At 59.0% G+C, this 25,228-nt stretch carries 23 protein-coding genes; 14 read left to right on the plus strand and 9 right to left on the minus strand.

The window, feature by feature from the left end:
* A partial coding sequence (locus A3220_RS00315) for an IS256 family transposase (RefSeq protein ID WP_062372272.1) occupies nt 1–1,128 on the minus strand: 1,128 nt, incomplete at its 3' end.
* A 752-nt stretch (nt 1,129–1,880) separates the two neighbouring features.
* Between A3220_RS00315 and A3220_RS17375 the strand changes: the two genes are divergently transcribed.
* Complete coding sequence (locus A3220_RS17375; RefSeq protein ID WP_164834368.1) at nt 1,881–2,483, plus strand: PcfJ domain-containing protein; 603 nt, start codon at nt 1,881–1,883, stop codon at nt 2,481–2,483.
* On the opposite strand, the gene A3220_RS00325 is transcribed toward A3220_RS17375, so the two are convergent.
* Together A3220_RS00325 and A3220_RS00330 are read right to left on the minus strand one after the other, a co-directional pair.
* Entirely contained in the window at nt 2,480–3,727 is a 1,248-nt protein-coding gene (locus A3220_RS00325) for a PD-(D/E)XK nuclease family protein (protein WP_062372277.1), read from the minus strand. The genes A3220_RS17375 and A3220_RS00325 overlap by 4 nt on opposite strands.
* A 9-nt stretch (nt 3,728–3,736) precedes the next feature.
* On the minus strand, nt 3,737–4,909 hold the full coding sequence (locus A3220_RS00330; RefSeq protein WP_062372280.1) for a UbiH/UbiF/VisC/COQ6 family ubiquinone biosynthesis hydroxylase: 1,173 nt from the start codon (nt 4,907–4,909) through the stop codon (nt 3,737–3,739).
* 96 nt (nt 4,910–5,005) lie between these two features.
* Here A3220_RS00330 and A3220_RS00335 point away from each other — a divergent pair, with 96 nt between their 5' ends.
* The 5 genes from A3220_RS00335 to A3220_RS00355 all read left to right on the plus strand — a co-directional run bounded on the left by A3220_RS00335 (nt 5,006) and on the right by A3220_RS00355 (nt 9,801).
* The gene (locus A3220_RS00335; RefSeq protein ID WP_062372283.1) at nt 5,006–5,872 is read left to right on the plus strand and encodes an NAD-dependent protein deacetylase; all 867 of its coding nucleotides are present in this window, start codon (nt 5,006–5,008) and stop codon (nt 5,870–5,872) included.
* A gap of 141 nt (nt 5,873–6,013) precedes the next feature.
* Nucleotides 6,014–7,507, plus strand: a complete 1,494-nt coding sequence (locus A3220_RS00340) for a protein adenylyltransferase SelO (RefSeq protein ID WP_062372286.1) — start codon at nt 6,014–6,016, stop codon at nt 7,505–7,507.
* A 63-nt stretch (nt 7,508–7,570) separates the two neighbouring features.
* Nucleotides 7,571–8,617, plus strand: coding sequence for a DNA polymerase IV (gene dinB / locus A3220_RS00345; RefSeq protein WP_062372289.1), 1,047 nt, complete (start codon nt 7,571–7,573; stop codon nt 8,615–8,617).
* 104 nt (nt 8,618–8,721) lie between these two features.
* Nucleotides 8,722–9,534: an alpha/beta hydrolase gene (locus A3220_RS00350; protein WP_062372292.1), complete on the plus strand. Its 813-nt coding sequence runs from the start codon at nt 8,722–8,724 to the stop codon at nt 9,532–9,534.
* An 18-nt stretch (nt 9,535–9,552) separates the two neighbouring features.
* Nucleotides 9,553–9,801 carry a YkoF family thiamine/hydroxymethylpyrimidine-binding protein gene (locus A3220_RS00355; protein ID WP_062372295.1) on the plus strand — a complete coding sequence of 83 codons (249 nt, stop codon included), beginning with the start codon at nt 9,553–9,555 and terminating at the stop codon, nt 9,799–9,801.
* A 28-nt stretch (nt 9,802–9,829) separates the two neighbouring features.
* On the opposite strand, the gene gabT is transcribed toward A3220_RS00355, so the two are convergent.
* From gabT to csiR, 5 genes are all read right to left on the minus strand, one after another.
* Nucleotides 9,830–11,104, minus strand: a complete 1,275-nt coding sequence (gabT, locus tag A3220_RS00360; RefSeq protein WP_062372298.1) for a 4-aminobutyrate--2-oxoglutarate transaminase — start codon at nt 11,102–11,104, stop codon at nt 9,830–9,832.
* Between the two features lie 56 nt (nt 11,105–11,160).
* The gene (locus tag A3220_RS16625; protein ID WP_269061811.1) at nt 11,161–11,358 is read right to left on the minus strand and encodes a diguanylate cyclase; all 198 of its coding nucleotides are present in this window, start codon (nt 11,356–11,358) and stop codon (nt 11,161–11,163) included.
* Between the two features lie 10 nt (nt 11,359–11,368).
* Complete coding sequence (locus A3220_RS00365; RefSeq protein WP_062372300.1) at nt 11,369–12,583, minus strand: CaiB/BaiF CoA-transferase family protein; 1,215 nt, start codon at nt 12,581–12,583, stop codon at nt 11,369–11,371.
* Nucleotides 12,584–12,610: 27 nt separating this feature from the next.
* Nucleotides 12,611–13,789: an acyl-CoA dehydrogenase gene (locus A3220_RS00370; protein ID WP_058578270.1), complete on the minus strand. Its 1,179-nt coding sequence runs from the start codon at nt 13,787–13,789 to the stop codon at nt 12,611–12,613.
* A gap of 99 nt (nt 13,790–13,888) precedes the next feature.
* Entirely contained in the window at nt 13,889–14,578 is a 690-nt protein-coding gene (gene csiR / locus A3220_RS00375; RefSeq protein ID WP_044628884.1) for a DNA-binding transcriptional regulator CsiR, read from the minus strand.
* A gap of 111 nt (nt 14,579–14,689) precedes the next feature.
* On the opposite strand from csiR, the gene lhgO reads away from it, so the two are divergent.
* The 4 genes from lhgO to A3220_RS00395 all read left to right on the plus strand — a co-directional run bounded on the left by lhgO (nt 14,690) and on the right by A3220_RS00395 (nt 19,605).
* Complete coding sequence (lhgO, locus tag A3220_RS00380) at nt 14,690–15,883, plus strand: L-2-hydroxyglutarate oxidase (protein ID WP_062372303.1); 1,194 nt, start codon at nt 14,690–14,692, stop codon at nt 15,881–15,883.
* A gap of 132 nt (nt 15,884–16,015) precedes the next feature.
* The gene (locus A3220_RS00385) at nt 16,016–16,975 is read left to right on the plus strand and encodes a TAXI family TRAP transporter solute-binding subunit (protein ID WP_062372305.1); all 960 of its coding nucleotides are present in this window, start codon (nt 16,016–16,018) and stop codon (nt 16,973–16,975) included.
* 18 nt (nt 16,976–16,993) lie between these two features.
* Nucleotides 16,994–17,488, plus strand: a complete 495-nt coding sequence (locus A3220_RS00390; RefSeq protein WP_062372308.1) for a DUF1850 domain-containing protein — start codon at nt 16,994–16,996, stop codon at nt 17,486–17,488.
* 104 nt (nt 17,489–17,592) lie between these two features.
* Nucleotides 17,593–19,605: a TRAP transporter permease gene (locus A3220_RS00395; RefSeq protein ID WP_062372311.1), complete on the plus strand. Its 2,013-nt coding sequence runs from the start codon at nt 17,593–17,595 to the stop codon at nt 19,603–19,605.
* 80 nt (nt 19,606–19,685) lie between these two features.
* Here A3220_RS00395 and A3220_RS00400 read toward each other — a convergent pair whose 3' ends face one another.
* Nucleotides 19,686–22,214 carry a penicillin-binding protein 1A gene (locus tag A3220_RS00400; RefSeq protein WP_062372314.1) on the minus strand — a complete coding sequence of 843 codons (2,529 nt, stop codon included), beginning with the start codon at nt 22,212–22,214 and terminating at the stop codon, nt 19,686–19,688.
* A gap of 193 nt (nt 22,215–22,407) precedes the next feature.
* Here A3220_RS00400 and pilM point away from each other — a divergent pair, with 193 nt between their 5' ends.
* Genes pilM through A3220_RS00420 form a run of 4 tightly spaced genes read left to right on the plus strand, consistent with a single transcriptional unit; the run spans nt 22,408 to nt 25,194 of the window.
* Nucleotides 22,408–23,469 carry a type IV pilus assembly protein PilM gene (gene pilM / locus A3220_RS00405; RefSeq protein WP_062372316.1) on the plus strand — a complete coding sequence of 354 codons (1,062 nt, stop codon included), beginning with the start codon at nt 22,408–22,410 and terminating at the stop codon, nt 23,467–23,469.
* Entirely contained in the window at nt 23,466–24,035 is a 570-nt protein-coding gene (locus A3220_RS00410) for a PilN domain-containing protein (protein WP_062372320.1), read from the plus strand. Before pilM ends, A3220_RS00410 begins: the two co-directional genes overlap by 4 nt.
* Entirely contained in the window at nt 24,032–24,679 is a 648-nt protein-coding gene (locus tag A3220_RS00415) for a type 4a pilus biogenesis protein PilO (RefSeq protein WP_062372323.1), read from the plus strand. The genes A3220_RS00410 and A3220_RS00415 overlap by 4 nt, the downstream gene beginning before the upstream one ends.
* Entirely contained in the window at nt 24,676–25,194 is a 519-nt protein-coding gene (locus A3220_RS00420) for a pilus assembly protein PilP (RefSeq protein ID WP_062372326.1), read from the plus strand. The genes A3220_RS00415 and A3220_RS00420 overlap by 4 nt, the downstream gene beginning before the upstream one ends.
* The last annotated feature ends 34 nt before the right edge of the window (nt 25,195–25,228 follow it).

Genomic DNA, 25,228 nt, shown 5'->3' on the forward strand with positions numbered 1-25,228 from the left:
CAGCTTGAAGACCATCGCCAGGGTCGTCGCTCTGGAGCCGCAGTTCCGGCTGCGCTTGCTCCGCAGGCGGACCGTGGCGAAGGTCGACTCGATCGGGTTGGTGGTGCGGATATGCACCCAGTGTTCTGCCGGGTAGTCATAGAACGCCAGCAGCTCCTCCCGATCCTTGGCCAGGCACTCCATGGCTCTGGGGTACTTGGCCTCGAAGCGTTTCACCGTGCGATCGAAAGCCTTGTGCGCCTCATCGCGGGTCTCGGCCATCCAGATCTCATGGAGGTCGGCCTTGACCTTGGGCTGCACGGATTTCGGCAGTTTATTCAATACGTTGGCAGTCTTGTGGACCCAGCAGCGCTGGTGCTCGGTCTCTGGATAGACCTTGCTCAGTGCAGCCCAGAAGCCCATGGCGCCGTCGCCGACCGCCAGCTTGGGGGCAGTGGTCAGCCCGCGCTCGCGTAGACCCGTAAGCAGCTCTTTCCAGCTGGCCTCCGACTCGCGTTGCCCATCCTCGACAGCCACCAGCTCCTTGCGGCCCTGATCGGTAACACCGATGATCACCAACAGGCACAGGCGGTCATCCATGCGCACGTTGCTGTACACGCCGTCTGCCCACCAGTAGACGTAGCGCTGCTCTGATAAGCCCCGCTTCTGCCACTCGGCGTGCTCAGCCTCCCACTGCTTCTTGAGCCGCGACACAGTATTGGCCGAAAGCCCCTTGGCCTGGTCGCCCAGCAGGGCTGCCAGGGCCTCCTGGTAGTCACCGGTGGAGACCCCCTTCAGGTAGAGCCAGGGGATCAGCTCTTCGATGCTGCGGGCCCGCTTCAGGTAGGGCGGCAGCAGCGCGCTGCTGAAGGTAACCCCATCACCGCTGCGATCGCGGGTCCGGGGCACCTTGACCTCGACGTCGCCGATACCGGTCTGCACCGTGCGCTCCGGCAAGTAGCCGTTGCGGACGACGGCACGGCGACCGTCTTCCAGCGTCTTCTCGGCGTACTGCTCAAGGAACGTGCTCAACTCGGCCTCCACGGCTTTGGCGATCAGATCTCGGGCACCTTGGCGAAGCAATTCATGCAGCGGGTCGGTAGCGCCAGTGTCTGGTTGCGTCACGGCTTGGAGAGTAGAATTGCTCATGGCGTATCCGTCCTATGTTGGTTGTGATCTGGCGAGATCAATCAACAGGATACGCCACCCTCTCTACTGCCCTCCATACACAAGAACTGAGCTTAACTCCTTAAGAAGAACTAGGGGTTAATAATGCTTACCGCCGGAGACACTGTCATATGCAGCTTTGCGCCGCCCTAATGAAGCAGCTATTTGCTCGAGCCAAGCGTCAAAACAAGAGTGCTTCCCTAAACACTAAACACGGCAGTGAGCGTTCTGGCTGGTGGTCATTAGATCTTTCTGGGCAACTTGGGTATCCGCTAACGCTTGAGATTCAAGGCTGGTATGGCAGCCAGCCCTTTTCTTGGAAAAGCGTTAGCGACGGCGCTGTTGTTGCGGAAAGCCGCTTTCTCCAGTCGCCTGGTCTTCCTTTGGATATTTTATGCACTCAGAATAATACCCTTGAGCAGGGGATCCCTTCCGAGCTTGTAGCGTTGGGCGATCACGCCCCTTTTATGCGTTATGCTGTCTATCAAGCCTGTGCCTGCTTACCTCCTGCCAAACAATTAGCCGAAGACTCCCCGTTGCTGCTGGTTCTCACGCTTGATTGGGCACAGAGGTTAAATATTGAACAAGCTGAATTGGCAGTTTGGCTGTCCGACAAGCGTGCTAGGCTGTTGAAAATAATTGGCTTACCGGGTTCTGCTTCTCTTGCTAGGCTGTTACGCCGTATTCCATTAACGCCAATCGCAAGCTGGCAGTTGGACGCTTTGCGGAAATGCTTGCAACAACCTGACGCCCTGGGGCTATTGCGGCATCTCACCCATCCTAACCTTAACCATGTGTGGTTCCTGAACCGTTTCCCCGCTTCTTGGCCAAAGCTGCTGGAGATGATTGAGCAGAATGCATCGTTGCATACAATCGTCTGGCTACAGCGCATGGTGGAAGACATCCAGCGCCTCGCGCCTAACGGCACCCAGCTCTACCGTGTAAGCGATACCCAGGCGTTGCAGCAACTGCATGATGACTTGGTGGCGCGCTTCAATGCCCTGAGCCGCGAGAGCCATGGCGCTGCACTCGCTATGCAGTATGGCGACTACCCCGAGGTGCCTCACCCTGGTGATGCCGATATCGTTGCGCTGGAGAGTTGGGATGCTCTGCTGGCCGAAGGCACCCAAATGCATCACTGCATAGGCAGCTATGCGGCACAAATCGCTGCCCGCCAAGTATTCGTTTACCACATGCAAGCGCCCGAGGTACTAACCGTTGCGCTTACCCCACAAGGCGGTAAATGGGGGCTGCAAGAAGCACGCGGTTATTGCAATGCGTTGCCTGGTGAAGCGGCATTAGCGGCAATACAGCGATGGTTATCGGTTGCCTATTAGGCTTGCTCTGTGGGAAGCATTGCTGCCTGAAAGGCGTGCTCATCCACCCATGCCGCCAAATCACCCAGCGCCTTCATGGCACCTGCCTTGGTGTATTCAGCGGGCCAGGCACTTAACGCTAACCAGCGGCCCCTATTTTCATACCAAGTATCGTTGTCACTGCCATCCCTGTACCACGTGCTGTCCGGCTGTTTGGAGGTAGGTACTGCCTTTAAAAATGCTCGTTCGAGATCTTTCAGACACGGGTCATGATTCTCCTGGCTCTCCACGTATGCGCGGAGCTCGAAACCGATGCTTTCATTACCTTCTGATTCCGATGAAGGGTAAAAAATCAGACATACTTGGGTGGCTCCACCATGTTGTTCGCTCCACGAGCGGGGGAAGAAGCGCCATACCCTTGTTTGGTGCCAGTTCTCCGGCTTTTTATTGGTGCTAATATTGCCGATATCTATCTGTAACGCAGCGGCAATATGGCTTTTCCCTTCCGCCCTCAGTTCCTGTTCGAACTGTTCCAGACGCGCCGATGCTTCGTATAAGTCATGAAAATGCTTTAACGAAAACTCTAGTTCCTCTTTCGTCATGATCTTCTCTTCCGTGGGGTGGGCGATAGAGGCGAGGTGCTGCAGCAACTCCTGATAAAAGACTTGCCATTTCGTCTGCTCAGAGGGCGCTACATCTTGCCCATACAGCGCATAAGCCGAGACTAATAGTTCCGAGTAGGATAGCGTCGGCCAGCCTGCCTTTTTAGCGGGAGCCCAAACGCTTTCCTTGGAGTCATCCGGGCATAAAACGCATCGATAAGCTTTAACCGCATAGCTGTTCAGCAAGCTGTCGTAGGCATCAAACGGATTATGCTCCGCCGAAGCCCATACTTTATGCTCGATACCCACGACGAAGTCGTTTCCCGACACCACTAAATCTAAACGCTTCGTCGATGCGCTTTCGGCGCTCCAACTCCCTGCTTCTCGTTCGGTGGTAACGGCTTCCCAGTCGACTTGCTGTAGATGTTCACCATCGAAGTGGCCTTTACGCACGAGTGCATGCAGCAGCGCTTTGGCTAACCAGCGGGGCGCACCGGGGTAGCCGCCCATGAAGAAGGCCATTAAGTCCGATAAGCGGTTTTCATGCTGGCCAGGGCCTGCAACGGAGAACAAGTTGGGGGTAGGGGGCTCCGGCTTGGGCAGGAGTGCCAACTTCTCGAAAAACCGTTCTAACGCTGCCAAATTAGCTGATTCTGAAGACATCAAGTACCCCTAAAACATTCTGAACGGATTCAACCCATTGGCCTGCTGCATCATCATGCGTTTGGCAAACGGCACTCGCTCGGCGAGGTGCAGGCTGAGATCACCCAGTTGGCGGAGCGGCTTGGCCCCGGTGAAGAGGTGGTGGAAGCTGTCGGTGGCGGCAATCATCGCTTGGTTGGCGAGGCGGCGCTGGCACTCGAAGCGGTGCAGGCTGATGTGGTCGCCGGGGTCGCGGCCTTTGATGATCAGCTCGGCCAGGGTGTCGGCGTCGTGCAGGCCGATGTTCAACCCTTGCCCGGCCAGCGGGTGCACAACGTGGGCGGCGTCGCCGATCAGCGCGAGGCGTTTGCCGATGTAGCGCTTGGCGTGCTGGCGCTTGATGGGGAAGCTGGCCCGCGCCACAATACGGGTGAGCTTGCCCAGGCGTTGGGGGAAGGTGGTTTCAATGGCGTGCTGGAGCGCGTTGTCGGAGAGCTGTTCGCGGGCTTTGGTGGCTTCGTTGCTGTCGTACCACACCAGCGAGGCGCGCTGGCCGGGCAGCGGCAGCATGGCAATCGGCCCTTTGGGGGTAAAACACTGCCAGCTAACATCCTGCTGGGGCAGCTCGGTCTCGACGTTAATGATCATCGCCCGCTGGTGGTAGTCGTGGCTGGTCACGCCAATGCCCGCTAGCTCGCGTAGCGTAGAGCGCGCGCCGTCGGCCCCCACAATCAGCCGGGCACTTAGGGTTTTGCCGTTATCCAGCTCTAGCATGCGGGCGGTGGTGGCTGCCATGGTGCTGAGCGGGGCGCACTGGGTATAGCAGGTCACGCTGGGCAGTTCTTCCAAGCGTTGCCACAGGGCGTACTGCAAAGCGCGGTTTTCGATAAAAATACCGAAGTCGTTCATGCCGCTCTCTTCGGCGGAGAACACGGAGTGGCCGGTGCCATCCTGATTCGCCACGTCGATATGCCGGAACGGGCAGCAGCGCTCGCCGGGCAGTATCGCGCCGCTGGCTTTCACAAACGCCAGCGACCGGGCGTTGAGCGATGAAATACGCAGGTCGTAGTCGCCGCTGGCGGGTTTGGGGGCGCTGCCGCGCTCGACGAGCCCCACGGAAATGCCCGCTTGGCCGAGCCTTGCCGCCAGGGCCGCGCCCACCATGCCGCCACCGACAATAATAATCTCGTGATCCCACTGCATGAGAGGCTCCTTAATCCGCTATCGAGGGCACATTGCATGTGCTTATATTGTCCTACAGTATCGTTGACTTGTCGCAGTATTGCCTAGGGTGATCCATTGACGCAGGCCGTGGAAAGTGTCGAAAAACGAGAGAGCAGCGAGGTAGCCGGGGAAGCACTGGCCGCCTTTATCAGGCGCTACCCCAAACTCTGGGTGATTACCGGAGCGGGGGTGAGTACCGATAGCGGAATTCCCGATTACCGCGATGCCGATGGTCAGTGGAAGCGCCCGCCGCCGGTGCAGCACGGCGATTTCATGAGTTCCTTCGCCGTTCGCCAGCGCTATTGGGCGCGAGCGCTGGTAGGCTTCAAGGCCATGCGTGAAGCCCAGGTGAGCGGGGCGCATCGGGCGTTGGCAGAGCTTGAGGCCATGGGTCATGTGGAGTTGCTGGTCACACAAAACGTGGACCGCCTGCACCAGCGGGCGGGCTCAAAAAAGGTGATCGATCTTCACGGCAGGGCGGACGTGGTGGCCTGTATGGCCTGCGGCTATCAAATGATGCGTCACGCCATGCACAGTGAAATGGCGCGCATGAACCCAGCCTTTGCCACGTTGGATGCCCGCCACGCGCCGGATGGCGATGCGGATCTGGAAGCCGATTTCTCCACCTTTAACGTATTGGATTGCCCGCGCTGCAAGGGCATTCTCAAACCGCAGGTGGTCTATTACGGCGATGTGGTGCCCCCTGCGCGGCGGTTGGCGGCCCAGGCGGCGCTGCAGCAAGCCGACGCGGTGCTGGCAGTGGGCACGTCGTTGATGGTCTATTCCGGCTACCGCTTCTGTCGGGATGCCCACGCCATGGGCCTGCCCGTGGCATCGCTCTCGCTGGGCGTGACCCGTGCCGATGGGTTCTTGACCCACCAGTGGCGCGCGCCGCTAACGCCGGTGCTGGAATATGCGGTTGGGCGTCTGAAAAAGGGCTAACGTGTTTTGGATACCGGCGGGTTACTATCGAAGCGAGCAATTTCAAATTGGTTAAGAGGCTCTCTGCGACAGGCTATCGCCAATTACTTGAGTAAACTGCTAGGGTATTCCTAGACGATAAACTGAAAAGCGGAGTTGCCCGTGCTGACCTTTGAACACCAGTTTGCCACGCTGCCAGAGCCTTTATGGGTGGCTTGCCAGCCTACGCCCGTGGCGCAGCCCAGCCTGATCGCGTTTAACGATGACCTGGCCGCGCAGCTAGGCATGCAAACCCGGCCCGACGACGCCACGCTGGCCCAGTGGTTCAGCGGTAACCAGCTGCCGCCGGGTGCCGAGCCTAAAGCGCTGGGCTACGCCGGGCACCAGTTCGGCAACTTCGTACCCCAGCTTGGCGATGGTCGCGCGCTGCTATTGGGCGAAGTGGTGGACCAGCAGGGTGAGCGCCGAGATGTGCAGCTAAAAGGCAGCGGCCGCACGCCGTTTTCTCGGGGTGGCGATGGGCGCTCGCCCCTTGGCCCGGTGCTTCGCGAATACTTGGTGAGCGAGTTCATGGCCGCCGTGGGCGTACCCACCACCCGCGCCCTGGCGGCCGTCTCTACGGGCGAGCGCGTGGTGCGCCAAATGGCCGAGCCGGGAGCCGTGCTGACCCGTGTAGCCAGCAGCCATATTCGTGTAGGCACGTTCCAGTTTGCCGCCGTTCGCCGCGATGAAGACGCGCTCAAAGCGTTGGCCAATCATGTGATGGCCCGCCACTACCCAGAAACGGCCAATGCTGACGATCCGTACCTTGCCCTGCTGGAAGCCGTTACCGCCCGCCAGGCAGCGCTGGTGGCGCGTTGGATGAGTCTAGGCTTCATTCACGGCGTGATGAACACCGACAACTGCAGCATTGCCGGTGAAACCATCGATTACGGCCCCTGCGCCTTCATGGAGCAGTTCGACCCGCAAAAGGTCTTCAGCTCCATCGATCAGGGTGGGCGCTACGCTTTTAACCACCAGCCGGGCATCGCTCAGTGGAACCTGGCGCGCTTTGCCGAAACCCTGCTGCCGCTGATGCGTGAAGAGGGTGATGCCGTGGTAGAGCAGGCCACCGAGGTGCTACGCGGCTTTACCGCTCGTTTTGGCGCCGAGCAGCGCCGCCTGCATGCCGACAAGCTGGGCCTTGCCCCGGAAAGCGACCGTGCCGTGGCGCTGATGGAAGCGCTAGAGATCCAGATGCATCAAGGCCGCATGGACATGACCGCGACGTTCGACGCGTTGACGCACTATGCCAAAACGCTGGGTGCCCAAGCCTTGAGCGCGGACACGTCAGCCCACTCCCAAAAAGAGGCGCTGCTGGCGCTGACCACGCAGCCCGCTGGCCTGACCGCTTGGCTGGCCGACTGGGAAAACGCCCAGCAAGCCAGCCAGCAGAGTGAACGCCAGGAGGCCATGCGCCGCGCCAACCCTGTGGTGACTCCCCGCAACCACCGCATTCAAGAGGTCATCGATGCGGCGGTAGAAGGCGATTTCGCGCCTTTCCACACGCTGCTCGCGGCGGTCACGCAGCCCTTTGATGAATCGGAAACCGCGCGCCAACTGGCCGCCCCTGCCACGGCTAGTGAGCAGGTGCTGCGCACTTTTTGTGGTACGTGACGGCGGCACACCCTGTGATAAACTGTGCTTTTTTACAGGTAAGGGCGGAGGCAAGGTCGGCCTGTGCGCAAAATCATTCACTGCGACTGTGACTGCTTCTATGCGGCGGTCGAGATGCGCGACAACCCCGCGCTGGCGGAGATTCCCATTGCCATTGGCGGCAGTGTGGCGCAGCGCGGGGTGGTGGCCACCTGTAACTATCCTGCCCGCGCGTTTGGCATCCACTCCGCCATGCCCATGGCTCAGGCGCTCAAACGCTGTCCTCACCTCACGGTGATTCGTGGCGACATGGCGAAGTACAAGGCCGTGGCACGCCAGGTGTTTGCCATCTATCGCGATGTCACCGAACTGATCGAGCCGCTCTCGCTGGACGAAGCCTTTCTGGACGTCTCGGAGGTCACGCTTCACCACGGCAGCGCCACCCGTATGGCCGAAGCCATTCGCCATCGGGTGAAGCAGGAAGTGGGCATTACCGTGTCGGCGGGGGTGGCACCCAACAAGTTTCTCGCCAAGATCGCCAGCGACTGGCGCAAGCCCGATGGGCTGTTTGTCATCACGCCAGACGATATCGACGCCTTCGTGCAGCAGCTGCCGGTGAAAAAGATTCATGGGGTGGGGCCGCGCACCGCTGAAAAGCTGGCCGAACTGGGGATTCAAACGGGGGCGGATCTGCGCGCCCGGCCGCTGACCGAGCTGGTGGAGCGCTTTGGTCGCTTTGGGCATCGCCTGCATGAACTCAGCCACGGGCGCGATGAGCGCCCGGTTAAAACTCACCGCGAACGCAAGTCGATCAGCACCGAGCAAACCTACTCTCAAGATTTACCCACCTTGGAAGCCTGCCGTCGTCAGCTCCCCGAGCTGATTGGCGATTTAGAGCGCCGCTACGCCCGCCTAGACCCGGCACCCGCCGTGCGCGGAGTAATGGTGAAGATCAAATTCAACGACTTCACCCAAACCACCGTCGAACACGCCGACCCCGCACCCAACTTGGAGCAGTTCGAAACCTTGCTGAATGTGGGATGGGCAAGGGGCGAGCGCCCCGTGCGCCTGCTGGGGGTGGGCTACCGCTTGTCGGAAGAGACCGCTGCCCAGCAGCTCTCGCTGTTTTAATTAGCCTGTTAACACTTGGGTGGATTGACGGGTTTCAGTGCTCGCGTTAAAACAGACGTATGATAGATAGCGCTTCTTCCCGTTAGCCTAACTGCGAGCCTGCCATGCCTGCCGATGCCACCCAACGCCCCCGCTTAGTGTTTGCCCATGCCAACGGCTTTCCCGGTTTGAGCTACCGCAGCCTGTTAGACCCGCTGGCAGAATCGTTCGATTTACACCCGCTAGATCGGCTAGGCCACCACCCGGATTACCCGGTGAATCACAACTGGGGCAACTTGGTGGAGGAACTGCTTAGCTACCTCCCCGATACCGACGCGCCGCTGCTGGGCGTAGGGCATTCGCTGGGCGGCACGCTGATGGCCATGGCTGCGGATAAGCAGCCGGAGCGTTTTCGCGGTGTGATCATGCTCGACCCGCCGCTGATGCTGGGGCCGGATGCCTGGGCCATGAAAGCGGCCAAACGGTTTGGGTTCATGGACCGTATCACCCCCGCGGGTAAAACCAAGGGGCGGCGCACGGTGTGGCCCAGCCGTGAGGCCATGGCGACCTCGCTGCGGCGGCGAGGGCTGTTTCGTCGCTTTACCCCCGAGGCACTCAACGACTACATTGAAGCAGGCACACGGCTGCTGGACGATGGCAGCGCCGAGCTGACCTTCGACCCGCGCATCGAGCTGGAAATTTTCCGCCACTTGCCGGATCACCTCTCCGGCTTGCCCCAACGGGTAGGCGTACCCGTTCAGCTAGTGGCCGGGCTGGAGTCGCACTTGATGACGCCATCGCGGGTCAAGCGCATCGCCCGCCGGGGGTTGCCGGTCAGTACGGTGCCGGGCACCCACATGTTCCCCATGGAGCACCCGGAGGAGACCCGCTCGGCGATCTTGGTCGCGTGGCAGCAGTTTCAAACAGCGCCGTCATAGGGCGCTCAAGGAGTCGATATGTACCTTTCCGTACAGCTGAGTTACTACCCGCTGGCCGATGATTTCAAGCCCGTGGTGAAAGAGGTCGTCAAACGCCTGGAGGCCACCGGGCTGGAGGTTCATCCTAACCGCATGAGTACCCAGGTATTCGGTGAGTTCGATGAGGTGATGGCGGCACTCGGCGAGGTGATGAAGTGGTCGTTCGAGGCCCACGGCAAAGCCGTGTTTACCGCCAACTTTTTGGAAGGTGATCGGCGGCCCCGGTAACGCTCCTCAACTGCGTGGGGATGAGAGTTTAGATCAGCGATTCCAGGCAGGACTCGATGATGTCCAGGCCTTCGTTCAGCACGTCGTCTTCGATGGTGACGGGCATCAGGAAGCGGATGGTGTTGCCGTACATACCGCAGGAGAGCAGGATCAGACCCTCTTCACGGGCTTTTTTGCACAGCGCTGCTGCCAGCTCCGGGTCCGGGGTGCGGTCGGTCTTGTTGTTCACCAGTTCGAAGGCGGCCATGGCACCCATGTTACGCACGTGGTCGATGCAATCGAACTTGCCCTGCCACTCGTTGAAGCGTGCTGCCAGCTTCTCGCCCAGCGCCTGGCTCTTCTCGAGGATGTTCTCCTCTTCGAAGATTTCCATGACGGCCAGCGCTGCGGCACAGGCGGTGGGGCTGCCGGTGTAAGTGCCGCCCAGGGAGTTGGGGCCAGAGGCGTCCATCACCTTGTCGGTACCGACGATGGCCGAGATCGGCATGCCGTCGGCCATGCTCTTGGCCATGGTCATCATGTCTGGCTCAACGCCGCTGTGCTCGATGGCGAACATCTTGCCGGTGCGGCCAAAGCCCGACTGCACTTCGTCGATGATCATCAGCATGCCATGCTCATCGCAAATTTCGCGAATCTTCTTCAGGAAGCTGGTCGGAGCAGGGTAGAAGCCGCCTTCACCCAGCACCGGCTCAAGAATGATCGCGGCAGTGTCTTTAGGGTTGGCGTCGGTTTTCAACGTCATCTTCAGGCCGCGAATGGCCTCGTCTTCGCTGACGCCGTGGTAGGGCACCGGGTAGGGCGCGCGGAATACGGTGCCGGGCATCGGGCCGAAATCGGTCTGGTAGGGCGCGACCTTGCCGTTCATGGCCATGGTGTAGAAGGTGCGGCCATGGTAGCCGCCATCGAAGCAGATCACGTTGGAGCGGCCAGTGGCGGCGCGAGCGATCTTCACCGCGTTTTCCAGCGCTTCGGCACCGGAGTTGGCCAGCATCACCTTGGCGTGGCCGCGCACGGGCACGAGATGGCTGAGCTTTTCGGCGACCTTGACGTAGCCTTCATAGGGCATGACCGTTTGGCAAGTGTGCATGACCTTGTCGAGCTGGGCTTTTACCGCAGCCACTACCTTCGGATGGCGGTGCCCCACGTTCAAGACGCCAATACCGCCCGCGAAGTCGATGAAGCGGTTGCCGTCGGCGTCCCAGATCTCAGCGTTTTCGGCGCGGTCCGCAAAGGCGGTGGCGGGGCTTGCAGCGCCCGCCGCGACGTATTTCTGCTTTAGTTCGTTAAGCTCGGCATTGCTCATGACTCAGCTCCTTAAAGGATAGGGTGTAGCTCTAGCATAGTGCGCAATAGCGTTGATCACACTGATGACGATGCGATGACAATCCGGTTGCGCCCGGCTTGTTTGGCCTGATACATCGCTTTATCGGCGCGATCAAGCATTCGAGTACTCGACGTTTCAATGTAACACGCGATGCCTGCTGAAAGCGTCACGGTTAGCTGATGCTGAGTGTAGGGCGTTTTGAGAAGCGGGGCGGTAGGCTCGTTTGCCGCCAATAGCGTCTGATTAAATAATGCCCGCTTGGCGAAGCACTAGGCGCTGTTCATCGGTGATGCCGATGGCATTCAGCACGCTGTCGGTGTGCTCGCCAAGCGTAGGGGGCGCGGTGGTGGCACTGATGGATTCGCCGTTGATGCGGATCGGGTTGGCTACAAGGTTGACCTCACCTGCTTGGCGATGGGGCAGCGTCTGCCTCAGGCCGCGAGCTTTCACGTGGGGGTCGTCAAAGACGCGGTCCAGGGTGTTGATCGGCCCGCAGGGCACGCCCACCGCTTCAAATGCCGAGAGCCACGTATCCGTAGGCTGCAATGCTAGGGCGAGTTCTAATACCGGCACCAGCGTCTCGCGATGCTGCACACGGCTACCGTTGGTGGCAAAGCGTTCATCTTGCGCCAACTGCGGCTGGTCAATGACCTGGCAGAAGCGCTTGAACTGCTCGTCGTTGCCCACCGCCACAATCATATGGCCATCTGCCGTGGCAAACGCTTGGTAGGGCACAATATTAGGATGCGCGTTGCCCAGCCGCTGAGGCACCTGACCGGAGGTCAGATAGTTAAGCGCTTGGTTCGCCAGCACGCCTACCTGAACATCCATCAGTGCCAAATCGATATGGCAGCCTTCGCCGGTGTCGCGGCGCTGGTAGAGCGCTGCCAGCACTGCGTTGGCGGCATATAGGCCGGTAAAGATATCGGTAAACGCTACGCCGCTTTTGACGGGGCCGCCACCGGGCTCACTATCCGGCTTGCCGGTCAGGCTCATAATCCCGCCCATGGCCTGAATCATAAAATCGTAGCCCGCCCGGTGGGCGTAGGGGCTCTGCTGGCCAAAGCCGGTAATGGAGCAGTAGACCAGGCCAGGATTGAGTGCTTTCAGGCTCGCGTAGTCCAGGCCGTATTTTTTCAGCCCGCCGACCTTGAAGTTTTCCAGCACCACGTCCGATTGGGCCGCCAACTGCTTGATCAGCGCTTGGCCTTCGGGCTTGGCCATATCCACCGTCACCGAACGCTTACCGCGATTGGCGCACAGGTAATAGGCCGACTCCGTGCTGCCGGAGAGCCAGGGTGGCCCCCAGTGGCGCGTGTCATCGCCGCTTTGGGGACGCTCGATCTTGATCACTTCGGCACCCATGTCGGCCAGCATCTGCCCGCACCAGGGGCCTGCCAGTACGCGAGAGATGTCGAGTACCTTGATGCCTGCCAGGGGCTTTGCGACTGTGCTCATGGGGTGCCTCGCTGAGTGATGACGACGTTAGAAGAACGACTGAATGCCGGTTTGTGCGCGGCCCAGAATCAGGGCGTGCACATCGTGGGTACCTTCATAGGTATTCACGGACTCCAGGTTCACCATGTGGCGAATGACGCCATACTCGTCAGACACGCCGTTACCGCCGTGCATGTCGCGGGAAACACGGGCGATATCCAGCGCTTTACCGCAGTTGTTGCGCTTGATCAGCGAGATCATTTCCGGTGCCCAGTTACCGCTGTCCATCAGGCGGCCCACCTGCAGGGCGGCTTGTAAGCCCAGGGTGATTTCGGTCTGCATGTCGGCCAGCTTCTTCTGGATGAGCTGGTTGGCGGCGAGCGGGCGGCCAAACTGCTTGCGGTCCAGAGTGTATTGGCGGGCGGCGTGCCAGCAGAACTCAGCGGTGCCCATCACGCCCCAAGCGATGCCGTAGCGGGCTTTATTCAAACAGCCGAAGGGGCCTTTCAGGCCGCTCACGTTAGGCAGCAGGTTCTCTTCGGGAACGAAAGCGTTGTCCAGCACGATCTCGCCGGTGATAGAGGCACGCAGCGATACTTTGCCTTCGATTTTCGGGGTGGAGAAGCCTTCGGTACCACGCTCGACGATGAAGCCTTTGATCTGGTTATCGTGGGCAGCGGACTTGGCCCAGACCACCGCGATATCGGCAATCGGGCTGTTGGTGATCCACATTTTCGCGCCGGTCAGGCGGTAGCCACCATCGACTTTTTCCGCACGGGTGATCATGGAGCCCGGATCGGAGCCATGGTCGGGTTCGGTCAGGCCGAAGCAGCCCACCATCTCGCCGCTGGCAAGCTTGGGCAGGTATTTCTGTTTCTGCTCTTCGGAGCCATACGCTTCGATGGGGTACATTACCAGCGATGACTGCACGCTCATGGCCGAGCGGTAGCCAGAATCGACACGCTCCACTTCACGGGCGATCAGGCCATAAGCCACGTGGTTGACGCCCGCGCCGCCGTATTCCGGGGAAACCGTGGCACCTAGCAGACCCAGCTCGCCCATCTCGTTCATGATCTCGCGGTCGAAACGCTCTTCGCGGAAGGCGCTCAGCACACGTGGCTGCAGGTTTTCCTGGCAGTAGTCGTGGGCCGCATCGCGGATCTGGCGCTCTTCGTCGGTGAGCTGGCTTTCCAGCAGAAGCGGGTCGTCCCAGTTGAAGCGTGTCATGGCGTGAACTCCGAAAGATGATCGTGTTGAGCTCAATGTATCGCCGTTATTTAAAAATTTCTACATTTTTTTAAAACGCAGAATTTAATCACCTGGCATTCAATCGATGCCGCGGGATTGCAGTACCCGTGTGATGATAGGCACCGGGGTCATCAGGTGGTCGCGCATCAGGTTAGCGGCCTGCTCGGCATTGCGGGCGAGAATGACGTCGACCAGCGCAGCGTGCTCCTGGCGCTTGATGTCCAGCGCCTGGGGCGACATGACGGTCTCTTGCAGCCACAGGTGGCGATAGCGCTCTACCTGATCAAACAGGGTGTCGCGCATCTGCAGCAGGTGGGGGGAGTTGCAGCCGCTGGCAATGGCGGTATGGAACGCCTTGTGGCGCAAATCCCAACCATCCAGCAGCTCGTCGGGGGAGCTGACGCCGGTGACTTTGGCTAGCCGGTGTGCCGTGGCCAGCACGTTGGCTTCCCAGTCGTCGTCGCCACGTTCGATGGCGAGGCGCAAAATCAGCCCTTCCAACTGAGCGCGAGCGTCGTAGATATCGTTCAGTTCGGCCAGCGACATGGCGGCCACCCGGTAGCCCCGTTGGCTGATGGCCACGACCAGCCGGTCGGCGACCAGCTGTGACAGCGCTTCACGCAGCGGCCCGGTGCTCACGCCGTAATACTCTTTCAAACGGCTCATCAAGAGCTTCTCTTCGGGGGCATAGCGGCCACGAATGATGTCCTGCTTGAGCGCGTGGTAAGCGCTAATTGCTAGGTTCTGGCGCGGTGCATCGTGCTCCATAGGGACTCCTTGGATCAGTGTGGCTTAGACCAATGTAGGGGTGTGGCGGTCAACGTAGAATAACGGCTATTATCAATAAATTTTGAAAATTTGGCACAGGTAACGACATTCATGTGGGATTTCATCATTGTCGGCGGCGGCATACTGGGCTTTTCCACCGCCATGCAGCTGCAACAGGCCTACCCGGACAAACGCTTGCTGGTGTTGGAAAAGGAAGCAGGCCCCGCTCAGCATCAAACCGGCCATAACAGCGGCGTGATTCATGCCGGGGTGTATTACACGCCGGGAAGCCTGAAAGCGAAGTTTTGCCTGGAAGGCAATCGCGCCACCCGTGAATTCTGCGACCAGCACGGCGTGCGCTACGACATTTGCGGCAAGCTGCTGGTGGCCACCAACCCGCTGGAAAAGCAGCGTATGGAAGCGCTCTGGGAGCGCACGGCGGCCAACGGTCTGGAGCGTGAATGGCTAGAGGCCGAGGCACTCAAGGAGCGCGAGCCCAATATCACCGGCGTAGCGGGTATTTTCGTGCCCTCTAGCGGTATTGTGAATTACGCTGAAGTCACCCGCGCCATGGCGGCAGAGTTCACGCGCCTTGGCGGTGAGATCCGCTTTGACCACTGCGTCACCGGCCTTGAGGAGCGGGCTGATGAGGTCGTGGTGACCACTCAGCAGGAAACGTTTACCGGCCGCTATTTGGTCTCTTGTTCGGGCTTAATGGCGGACCGCGTCATCCGCATGCTGGGCAAAGATCCTGGATTTACGATTTGCCCCTTCCGTGGCGAATACTACCTGCTTCTCGAGCGCCACAACCGCATCGTCAACCACCTGATTTACCCCATTCCCGATCCCGCCATGCCGTTCTTGGGCGTTCACCTGACGCGGATGATCGATGGCACGGTCACCGTGGGGCCGAACGCGGTGCTGGCGTTAAAACGCGAGGGCTACCGCAAGCAGGACATGTCGCTGAGTGACATGGGCCAGATGTTCAGCCACCCAGGCATCCTGAAAGTGCTGGGCAAGCATCTCAAGCCTGGGCTGGTGGAAATGAAAAACTCGCTCTACAAGCGCGGCTATCTGGAGCTGGTCCGCAAGTACTGCCCGAGCCTGACCCTGGAGGATTTGACCCCTTACCCGGCGGGCGTACGCGCTCAGGCGGTCTCCAACGATGGTCGGCTGGTGGATGACTTCCTGTTCGTGAATACTCCGCGCACGGTCAACGTGGGCAATGCGCCATCGCCTGCGGCGACCTCGGCGTTGCCCATTGGTGCGCATATCGTGGAGCAGGTGAAAATGTTGTTGGATTAGTATCTAACGCGACTGCCGTGCTAACGTTTAAATACCGTTCTCGGCGCCGCTGACGGCGGCGAGAAACTGGCTCCTTACCTCCCTTTACGTCAACCATAATCAATAAGTCCAAGCAGGACGGAGGCAATTCCAATGAAAAAACTAAAATATACCGTTGCAGCGACCATGATGGCGGCTGCTCTGCCCGCCAGCGCGCAGCAGCTCTCCATCGCGACCGGCGGTACCGGCGGCGTTTACTACCCGATCGGTGGTGGCTTTGCCGAAATGATCAACAACCATATCGATGGCGCTCAGGCGACCGCCGAAGTGACCGGCGCTTCCGTCGAGAACATGGGGCTGATCATGCGCGGCGATGCCGACCTGGCACTAGTGCTGGCAGATACTGCTTATCAGGCGTATACCGGTACCGGCGATTTCGATGGCCGCCAGATTGAGAACACCCGCGCGCTCGCGTCTGTGTATCCCAATGCTGTGCAGTTGGTCACCCTGGCAGAGTCTGACATTCAGAGCATTGCGGACCTAGCCGGTAAGCGTGTCTCTGTAGGCGCACCGGGTAGCGGCACCGAGCTGAACGCCCGTGCTCTGCTAGAAGCCAACGGCGTCAACTATGAAGATTTCACTCCTCAGCGCCTGAACTTCAACGAAACCGCTGACGCGATTCGTGATGGCGATATCGATGCTGGTTTCTGGAGCGTTGGTCCGCCCACTAGCTCGATTCTCAACCTTGCTGCCACGCGCGATATTCGCCTGATCGGCCTGTCCGATGAAGAGATTGCCAACGCTCAGGAAGTGGAGGCGGTGTTTGCGCCTTATGAACTGGCCGCGGGTATGTACGACGGCATGGACGAGGCGGTACAGACCATCGGTATCCCTAACGTGCTGGTCGTCAACGCCGATATGGATGAAGAGCTGGCCTACCAGTTGACTCAGCTGCTGTTTGAAAACACCGATGAGCTGATTGCCGTTCACCCAGCGGCTAACGACACCACCATCGAGTTCACCATGAGCTCTACGCCGGTACCGCTGCATCCGGGCGCGCTTCGCTACTTCGAAGAAGTTGGCGCTGAGATCCCGGACCGTCTGCGTCCATAACCCATTAGGAGCCGTGCCATGCAGTGGCAACGACGACTGATGGCGCTCTTACTGATGAGTGGTTTGTTCGCCGAAGCGGAGGCCTCCCCCGCTTCGGCGACTGCGTCTTGGCATCTGCGGGTCGTGACCGAGCAGGGCGACACGCTCGTAGATGCAGCCGCGCCGCAGGGCAGCCGCTGGTGCATCCAGTGGCAGCACTCTGTCGAGCACTTTACGGTGTTGGACTGTTACCGTAACGCGGGTGGCATCATGCAGCTAGAGCGTAGCCACCAGCCGGATTTTGCCGCTGGGCTTGGGCATATTTACGGGCGTGGTGAGCAGGTATCCGACGGTGAGGGCGGGTACTGGATCAATACGATTAACGAGCCGGTGGCGAATAATCGCTACGTGCTACGGGTCGGCTCGACGGCCGTCAATCACCGTGTCATGTGGCCGGATGGCGAGCATCCCACCGTGAGCCTGAGTGAGCGAGCGGCTGGCCAACGCGTCACGATAGCCTTGTCATTGCGTTGAGTGTCGTTAGTCAAACACCTCATAAGTGCGCCGATCGATGTCGCTTTTCATAAAAATTAAGTGGGTGTTAATCCCCTAAGTTAGCTTATGCTTCCGAGGACTTTATGAACGAATCCACGCCACCGCCGACTGTGATGCCGGGCGGCAATGCGATTCAACCCCGCTTCGTTTTATGGTGTATCACCATCGTTGCGGTGGGACTGTCGTTATTCCAACTCTACTCGGCGGGTATTCAGCCGCTGGGCCTATTTTATCAGCGCAGCATTCACCTAGCGCTGATCATGCTATTGGCATTTTTGATGTTTCCGGCCTTTGGGCCAAACCATAAGCGCGGCATCGTGGGCTGGGGAATCGACCTGGTCTTCTTTGCCGGTGCGCTGATCACGGGTGGCTACTTGGTGTTCAACTTGGATGCCATCTTCAGTCGCGCCGGGTTCTGGAACCAGACCGATATTTTGGTTGCCTGTATTGCCACGGCCACTGTACTCGAGGCCAGCCGCCGCGCGGTGGGTTTTGGTATGACGGTGATTGGCTTGCTCGCTATCGTTTATGCGTTTGCCGGCCCCCGTGGGGAGCTTCCCTGGCTGGGCGAGTGGATGCCCGGCATCATGGAGCACCGTGGCTATAGCCTTGACCGCGTAGCGGGCCAGCTTTACTTGGGCCAAGAAGGCATCTTCGGCCTGCCGCTGGGAGTTGCCGCTACCTATATCTTCATTTTTGTGCTCTTCGGTGCTTTTTTGGAAAGCACGGGTGCCGGTAAGTTTTTCATCGATATGGCTTACGCCGCTACTGGACGCCAGCGCGGCGGTCCGGCCAAAGCGGCCGTTCTGGCCTCGGCGGGTATGGGGTCGATTTCGGGCAGCGCCATTGCCAATGTGGTCACCACCGGCGCGTTTACCATTCCGCTGATGAAGAAACTGGGCTACCAGCCGAAGCAGGCGGGGGGCATCGAAGCCGCCGCTTCCACCGGCGGGCAAATCATGCCGCCGCTGATGGGCGCAGGCGCCTTCTTGATTGCCGAATATACCAATACGCCTTACTTAGAGATCGTCAAAATCAGCATTCTGCCGGCGATCATGTACTTTGCCACGGTCTATCTGTTCGTCCACATCATTGCCTTGAAACAAGGCATGCAGGGCATGGCCAAGAGCGAGCTGCCCCAAATGCGCCAAGTCATGAAAGATGGCTGGCACTTCCTGCTGCCGCTGGCGGTGTTGGTATGGCTGCTGGCCATGAGCATGTCGCCCATGCGCGTGGGGTATTACGCAGTCATCACCATGGTGGCGGTGGCCGTCTTGCGCTATGCGTTATGGTACTTCTTCGTGGCACCCAAACAGGGGCAGCCGGTCACGGTCGAGCGCACGAAAGTGGTCGTGTGGGCAGGGCTCGTGAAGCTGGTCCAGGGATTAGAGTTGGGCGCGCGCAATGCCGTGGCGGTCTCCATGGCTTGCGCTGTCGCCGGTATCATCGTTGGCGTGGTCGGTTTGACTGGTCTGGGTCTGAAGTTCTCCTCCATGATGCTGGCGTTCTCCGGTGGCAACCTGGTGCTGGCACTGCTGTTGGTGCTGTTGGCGAGCCTAATTTTGGGGATGGGGTTACCGGTCACTGCCAGCTACATCGTTCTGATCGTGCTGGTGGGCCCGGCGCTGACCGCCGAGTTCGGTGTGCCGCTGTTGATCGCTCACTTGGTGGTTTTTTGGTACTCCCAGGACTCTAACGTGACGCCGCCCATCGCCTTGGCAGGCTTTGCTGGGGCGGCGATTGCGGGCAGTAAACCTATGGAGACGGGCTTCCAAGCGTGGAAGTTTGCCAAAGGCCTCTATTTGATTCCGCTGTTTATGGTGTTCAATCCGGAGATCATCATTGGCGGGCCGGTACTCGTGGTGGTATGGAATGCAGTCATCGCGCTACTGGCGCTATGTGCATTCGCGGCCTCGCTAGAAGGCTACCTGTTCACGCGTATGTCTTGGCTGCCTCGTTTGGCCATTGGTGGTGCCATCGTCGGTGTGTTCTATCCAAGCTTGTGGACGGAGGTGGCCGGAGTCACGGTCATGGTCGTAGCCATCGCCGCTAACTGGCAGGCGAGCAAACGGGAGACAACGCCGGTGGCTGGTTGATTTTGCCCAGAAGAAAAGCAGCACCAAAAAAGCCCGGGAACATTCGTTCCCGGGCTTTACGTTTTAGCGTCGGTTCGTATTTAGAAAATTGACTCTGCCGTGCCAGACCCTTGCGAGCCGCTGGCTTCCTCGAGCTCTTGGCTAATGCGCCGAGGCTGGAAATCCGGTAGATGGTCTCTGTGGAACAGCTCGGTCATGCCGCCCGGTTGGTCATCGTGTAAACGACGGCCTGTCTCCTGGTCCACCCGTGCGGTGACGATGGTGTCGGGACGCTCTGGCAGAGCAGAGGGCGTTCCTTCTAGCGCATCCCCCATGAAGTCGATCCAAATCGGTAGTGCTGCATTCGCGCCGTACTCGGCAATGGTGTCGTTGCTGTCTTTACCGACCCACACCGTTGTCACGAGATTGCTGTTGAAACCGGCAAACCAAGCGTCCCGCTGGCTGTTGGTCGTCCCGGTTTTACCGACGATATCCTCACGATTAAGACTCAGCGCTGCCCGGCCCGTGCCCGATGTGATGACGTCGCGCAGCATGTCACGCAGGATGTACACCGCGGCGGCGTCGGCAACGCGGGGCGCCACTGGGTAGCTTTTGCCATCAATCTCGACGGTCTCCTGGCCTTCGGCACAGTTAACGCAGGCGACTTGGGGAGTGGCTTCATCGATGATCTCGTTGTCATCGTCACGGGTAACGCGCTCAATAAACCAAGGGGCGACTTGGAAGCCACCATTGGCGATCACCGCGTAGGCGTTGGTCATCTCCATCGGCGTAAGGCTGGCGCTGCCTAGTGCCAGTGACAGGCCACGGGGCAGGCGCTCAGGTGCAAAACCGAAGCCTTCTAGGTACTGAATAGTGTGGTCCAACCCCATGGTTTGCAGCACGCGGATAGTGACCAAGTTACGCGAACGCGCGAGCGCCGGGCGCAGGCGCATCGGCCCTTGGAAGTCGCGGCTGGAGTTCACCGGACGCCACAGCGAATCGCTGCCGTCGTCTAGCACCACTGGGGCGTCATTGACCACGCTGGCCGCATTCATCTCGCCATCTTGCAGCGCGGCGAGGTAGATAAACGGTTTGAAGATCGATCCTGACTGGCGCTGTGCCTGTACAGCGCGGTTGAATTTACTGGCGTTAAAATCAAACCCGCCCTGTAACGCTAGGATGGCGCCAGTGCGTGGGTCCTGGGCTACCAGCGAGCCTTCTGCATCGGGGCGCTGGGAGAGGCGCAGTGTGCCTTCGTCGGTTTCCATTACGCGAATCAGGTCGCCACGCTTGGCAATCTGGTCGGCGCTGCTGGGTTCGGCACCACGGCTACGCGGGCTTAAGTAGGGCTGTGCCCAGCTTAGGCCATCCCAGGCAATGGTTTGCAGCTCACCGCCGCGGGTTAATACCTGCATTTCACGGCCGCTGCTCTCTACCACAATCGCGGGCTGTAGCAGACCGTAGTTGGGCGTGCGCTCCAGTACTTGAAGCCAGTTGCTCACATCGCCATCTACGCCTTCGACTTCTGTTTGGCTACGTTGCGCTGCCTGACGGGCAGTTTGGCGGATCTCAGGCGACTCAGATAGCTCCTCTTCCAAACCCTGGGTAGTGGTCTGCTCTTGGGCTTCGACCAAGCTGGGGGCAATGTCCTCTTGCTCGGCACCCCGCCAGCCATGGCGTAGGTCGTACTCGATCAGGCCGTTGGCCAGTGCTTGGCGGGCAAACGGCTGCAGCTCGCTATCAATCGTAGTGTAAATACGGTAGCCGCCGGTGTAGGCGTCATCGCCAAAGCGCTCAATGGCATACTGGCGAGCCATCTCTGCCACATAGGCCGCGTCCACTTCGGCTTGGGTGTAATGGCGGCGAGCGGTGACCGGCTCTTGCACGGCATTTTGGTAGATGTCGTTATCGATATAACCAAGCTCGCGCATACGGAACAGAATCCAATTACGACGGATCAGCGAGCGCTCAGAGTTCGCCAGTGGGTTAAAGGCAGAAGGCGCTTTGGGTAGCCCAGCAATCATGGCGGTTTCGGCCAGGCTCAGCTCGGCAAGCGGCTTGTCATAGTAAGTCTCGGCGGCGGCAGCAATGCCGTAGGCGCGGTTACCCAGGAAGATTTTGTTGACGTAAAGCTCAAAAATCTCCTCTTTATCGAGGATCTGCTCCATCTGCAGGGCTAGCAGAATCTCGCGGATTTTACGTGTGAAGGTCTGGTCCAGGGTCAGCATGTAGTTACGCGCGACCTGCATGGTAATGGTCGAGCCGCCCGACTGAATGGTGCCGCCGCTCTGCACTAGCTCCACCGCTGCACGGGCTAAGCCGCGAGGGTCGACGCCGGCATGGTCGAAATAGCTGGCATCTTCTGCCGCAATCAGCGCATTAATCATATCCTGGGGGATATCGTCGAAGTCGATCGCCATGCGGCGCTCTTCGCCGAATTCGCCAATCAGTTTGCCGTCGTTGGTGAAAATACGCAGCGGTGTGTGCAGTTCAAAATCTTGCAGTTGGCGAACGTCGGGCAGTCCCGGCGAGAAGTAGATAGCGGCACCAATCACCGCCAGTATGACCGCGCCTGAGAGCGCAACAACCAGCGAAAATAGTGACAACACAAGAGTTCGTAAAAACGTCATGAACAGTGGGTACCCGTGAAAAGAGGAGTAGCCAGGGCAGTATTAACGCCATGGCGCGCAAGTGGCTGCCATTATAGGAAGGGGAGGCAGCGGCCACCAGTGTTGATATGGCGTAGAGGCATTGGCGTGTGCCTTAACTAAAAATCATGTAACCTCGAAACTCGCACGATAGGCAGGCGGAGCCGGAGTCAGCATGCGCTTACTAAAACCCAGTAAAGGGTTGATTGGTGTCGATATTACCTCGGCCACCGTCAAGCTACTTGAACTTAAACAGTGCAACGACAACTATCAAGTTGAGAGCTACGCCGTGCGCCCGCTTCGCGAAGGCGCGGTAGTCGAGCGCCGTATTCGTGACATGAACGATGTCGCCAATGTGCTTAGTCGCGCCGTTGAGCATGCCAAACCCTCGACGCGCAAAGCCGCCGTGGCCGTTCCGGCCAGCGCCGCGATTACCAAAACGCTCCAGTTTCCCATTTCGCTTAGCGAAGATGAAATAGAGGAGCGCATCATTGCTGAGTCTGACCGGCATATTCCGTTTCCGTTCAGCGAGGTAGCGTTCGATTTCCATTGCCTAGGCCCCGCGCCCTTTGATGAAGAGCAGCAGCAGGTGATTTTGGTGGTGTGCCGCCAGCAGGATGTTTCTCAACTTACCGAAACCTTAGAGCGTGCAGGTCTTGAGCCTGCGGCGGTGGATGTGGAAACCTTCGCCATGGAGCGCTCGCTGGCCGAGCTGCGTCGTCAGCTCAACGTCGACAGCGATCCCAACGCCTGCGTAGGGCTAGTGGATATTGGTGCGAACATGAACGCCTTCCACGTGGTGCGTGGAGGTCACATCGTCTACAGCCGGGACACGGTGTTTGGCGGTCGCCAGCTCACCGACGCGATTCGCGACCATTACTCTTTGAGTAACGAAGAGGCCGGCTTTGCCAAAAAGTACGGCGGCCTACCGGATGACTATCACGAGAAAGTGCTGAATCCGTTTTTGGAAACCGTGGTACAGCAAGTAGGTCGCTCGCTGCAGCTTTATTACACCGCTGCTCGCCAGCATGAGGTGCAACACATTGTATTGGCGGGAGGTTCAAGCGTTATTCCCGGCCTTGCCGAACGTATTTCAGAAGATAGCGGTATGTCGGTGACGATTGCCAACCCGTTCCAACGTATGCGTGTGAATAAACGCCTTAATATTGAAGGCCTAACCAATGATGCACCGGCCATGCTCACCGCTGGTGGTTTGGCGATGAGGGTTGGGTTATGAGCATTAATATCAACCTACTTCCCTGGCGGGAAGCACGCCGTGAAAAGCGTACACGCCGATTTTATGGGGTAGTCGTGATGATGTTCTTAGCGGGTATTGGTTTAGGGCTGGGTGTCTTGCAAGTTTATCAGCAGCAGTTATCAGCTCAGCAGCAGCGCAATGCGTATATCACGAACCACATTGAGCGCTTGAATAACGAAATCGCCGACGTGCAGCGCTATCAAGCAACCGCAGCCCGGTTGGGTGAGCAATTAACGCTGTTTCAAACCCTGCAAGCCGAGCGGATAGGCACTGTACAGTTGTTCAATAATATTGCTGCCAGCGTGGTGGATGGCGTGGTGTATCAGCGCCTTTCCCGCAGTGGTGAACAGGTTAGCTTTTCTGCCATGGCGGGCAGCGAGCGGCAGGTATCGGATCAACTGCGCCAAATCGCCAGTATGCCAGGGTTTGGGGTGCCACAACTCTCTGAGGTAGCCAGTGGCGATGATGGTACCAGCCGAGTGTTCCAGTTTGACGTGGTACAGTCTGTCGTAGAAGAAGCCGCCGCTGAGGAGGAAGCGCCATGATCTGGGGGCGTGAACGCTGGCGGAGTGAGTGGCGGCAGCTGCAAGATGTAGATTGGCAGGGGCTGGATGTAAAAGAGGCGGGAGAGTGGCCTGCGCTATTAAAAGCGCTATGTGGGGTGCTGGCCTTTGTCATTGCCGTTGGCGCATTAAGTTGGTGGCTGGTGGGCGAAAAGCGCGCCGAGCTAGAAGCGGCGCAGCGTCAAGAGATGCGCCTGCTGAGTGAGTACCGCAGTAAAGTCTCTGAGGCGGCATTTTTGCCCGAGGTACGCGACCAACTAATGGTCTTAGAGGAGCAAATGGCCACTATGCGTGCCATGCTGCCCACCAGTGCCGAGATTCCTTCACTGCTGGATAGTATTAGCGATGCGGCGGTGAACAATAACCTAAGTATCGAAACGATTCGTCTTCGGCCCATCGTGCGTAACGCCCATTATGTGGAGCACCCTTTGGATATTCAGGTGCGTGGCGGCTATCACGAGCTGGCGCAATTCGTGGCCGATATTAGCCAGCTTGCGCGTATTGTGACCCAGCACGATTTAACCCTAGCCCCTGCCGGGCAGAGTGGTGACTCGCTGCGCATGTCGCTGCTGGCACGTACCTATAGCTATATAGAAGCAGTGGAAGGGGAGGAGACCGCCCCATGAAGCGTCTACTTAGCATTGGCGCGGTGGTTCTGTTAGCGGGCTGTGGCGATGCCAATCTGAGCCAGTTAGATACCGTGATGGAAGAGATTCGTCGTATACCGGCAGGGCAGCCACCGGTGATTATACCGACGATTCCTGAGTATCAGCCGGTAGATTACCGTTACCGCGAGGTGCGAAGCCCCTTCTTAGCACCAGAAAGCATTCGTGCCAACGACACGGTAGCAGTGATGGAGAGTGCGCTCGCCCCGGATCAGCAGCGCACCCCCGAGCCGCTAGAGGAGTTTCAGCTGGAGGCGCTGCGTTTAGTTGGCACATTGCGCATGGGCGGGAAGCAGGTGGCGTTGATTAGCGCCCCTGATGGCAGCACTTATAGTGTGCGTGAAGGCAACTATTTAGGCACTAACTACGGGCATATCACCGCGATTGGCCCGCAAGAAGTACGCATAACCGAACGTATTTTTAATCAGTTGCAGGGTTGGCAGGAGCGTCAGGCATCGCTCACCCTGAATGAGTAGGCTAAGCACATATCGCACGGTGCGCCCTATGTAT

It is taken from the genome of Halomonas sp. KX33721, assembly GCF_001596805.1.
Lineage (GTDB): Bacteria > Pseudomonadota > Gammaproteobacteria > Pseudomonadales > Halomonadaceae > Vreelandella > Vreelandella aquamarina.

Bases quoted from the DNA above. Each gene is read 5' to 3' on its own strand.
- A3220_RS00325 (WP_062372277.1), bottom strand. From the start codon at position 3,727: ATGTCTTCAGAATCAGCTAATTTGGCAGCGTTAGAACGGTTTTTCGAG.
- A3220_RS00330 (WP_062372280.1), bottom strand. From the start codon at position 4,909: ATGCAGTGGGATCACGAGATTATTATTGTCGGTGGCGGCATGGTGGGC.
- A3220_RS00350 (WP_062372292.1), top strand. From the start codon at position 8,722: ATGCCTGCCGATGCCACCCAACGCCCCCGCTTAGTGTTTGCCCATGCC.
- A3220_RS00355 (WP_062372295.1), top strand. From the start codon at position 9,553: ATGTACCTTTCCGTACAGCTGAGTTACTACCCGCTGGCCGATGATTTC.
- gabT (WP_062372298.1), bottom strand. From the start codon at position 11,104: ATGAGCAATGCCGAGCTTAACGAACTAAAGCAGAAATACGTCGCGGCG.
- A3220_RS00365 (WP_062372300.1), bottom strand. From the start codon at position 12,583: ATGAGCACAGTCGCAAAGCCCCTGGCAGGCATCAAGGTACTCGACATC.
- A3220_RS00370 (WP_058578270.1), bottom strand. From the start codon at position 13,789: ATGACACGCTTCAACTGGGACGACCCGCTTCTGCTGGAAAGCCAGCTC.
- csiR (WP_044628884.1), bottom strand. From the start codon at position 14,578: ATGGAGCACGATGCACCGCGCCAGAACCTAGCAATTAGCGCTTACCAC.
- lhgO (WP_062372303.1), top strand. From the start codon at position 14,690: ATGTGGGATTTCATCATTGTCGGCGGCGGCATACTGGGCTTTTCCACC.
- A3220_RS00385 (WP_062372305.1), top strand. From the start codon at position 16,016: ATGAAAAAACTAAAATATACCGTTGCAGCGACCATGATGGCGGCTGCT.
- A3220_RS00390 (WP_062372308.1), top strand. From the start codon at position 16,994: ATGCAGTGGCAACGACGACTGATGGCGCTCTTACTGATGAGTGGTTTG.
- A3220_RS00395 (WP_062372311.1), top strand. From the start codon at position 17,593: ATGAACGAATCCACGCCACCGCCGACTGTGATGCCGGGCGGCAATGCG.
- A3220_RS00400 (WP_062372314.1), bottom strand. From the start codon at position 22,214: ATGACGTTTTTACGAACTCTTGTGTTGTCACTATTTTCGCTGGTTGTT.
- pilM (WP_062372316.1), top strand. From the start codon at position 22,408: ATGCGCTTACTAAAACCCAGTAAAGGGTTGATTGGTGTCGATATTACC.
- A3220_RS00410 (WP_062372320.1), top strand. From the start codon at position 23,466: ATGAGCATTAATATCAACCTACTTCCCTGGCGGGAAGCACGCCGTGAA.
- A3220_RS00415 (WP_062372323.1), top strand. From the start codon at position 24,032: ATGATCTGGGGGCGTGAACGCTGGCGGAGTGAGTGGCGGCAGCTGCAA.
- A3220_RS00420 (WP_062372326.1), top strand. From the start codon at position 24,676: ATGAAGCGTCTACTTAGCATTGGCGCGGTGGTTCTGTTAGCGGGCTGT.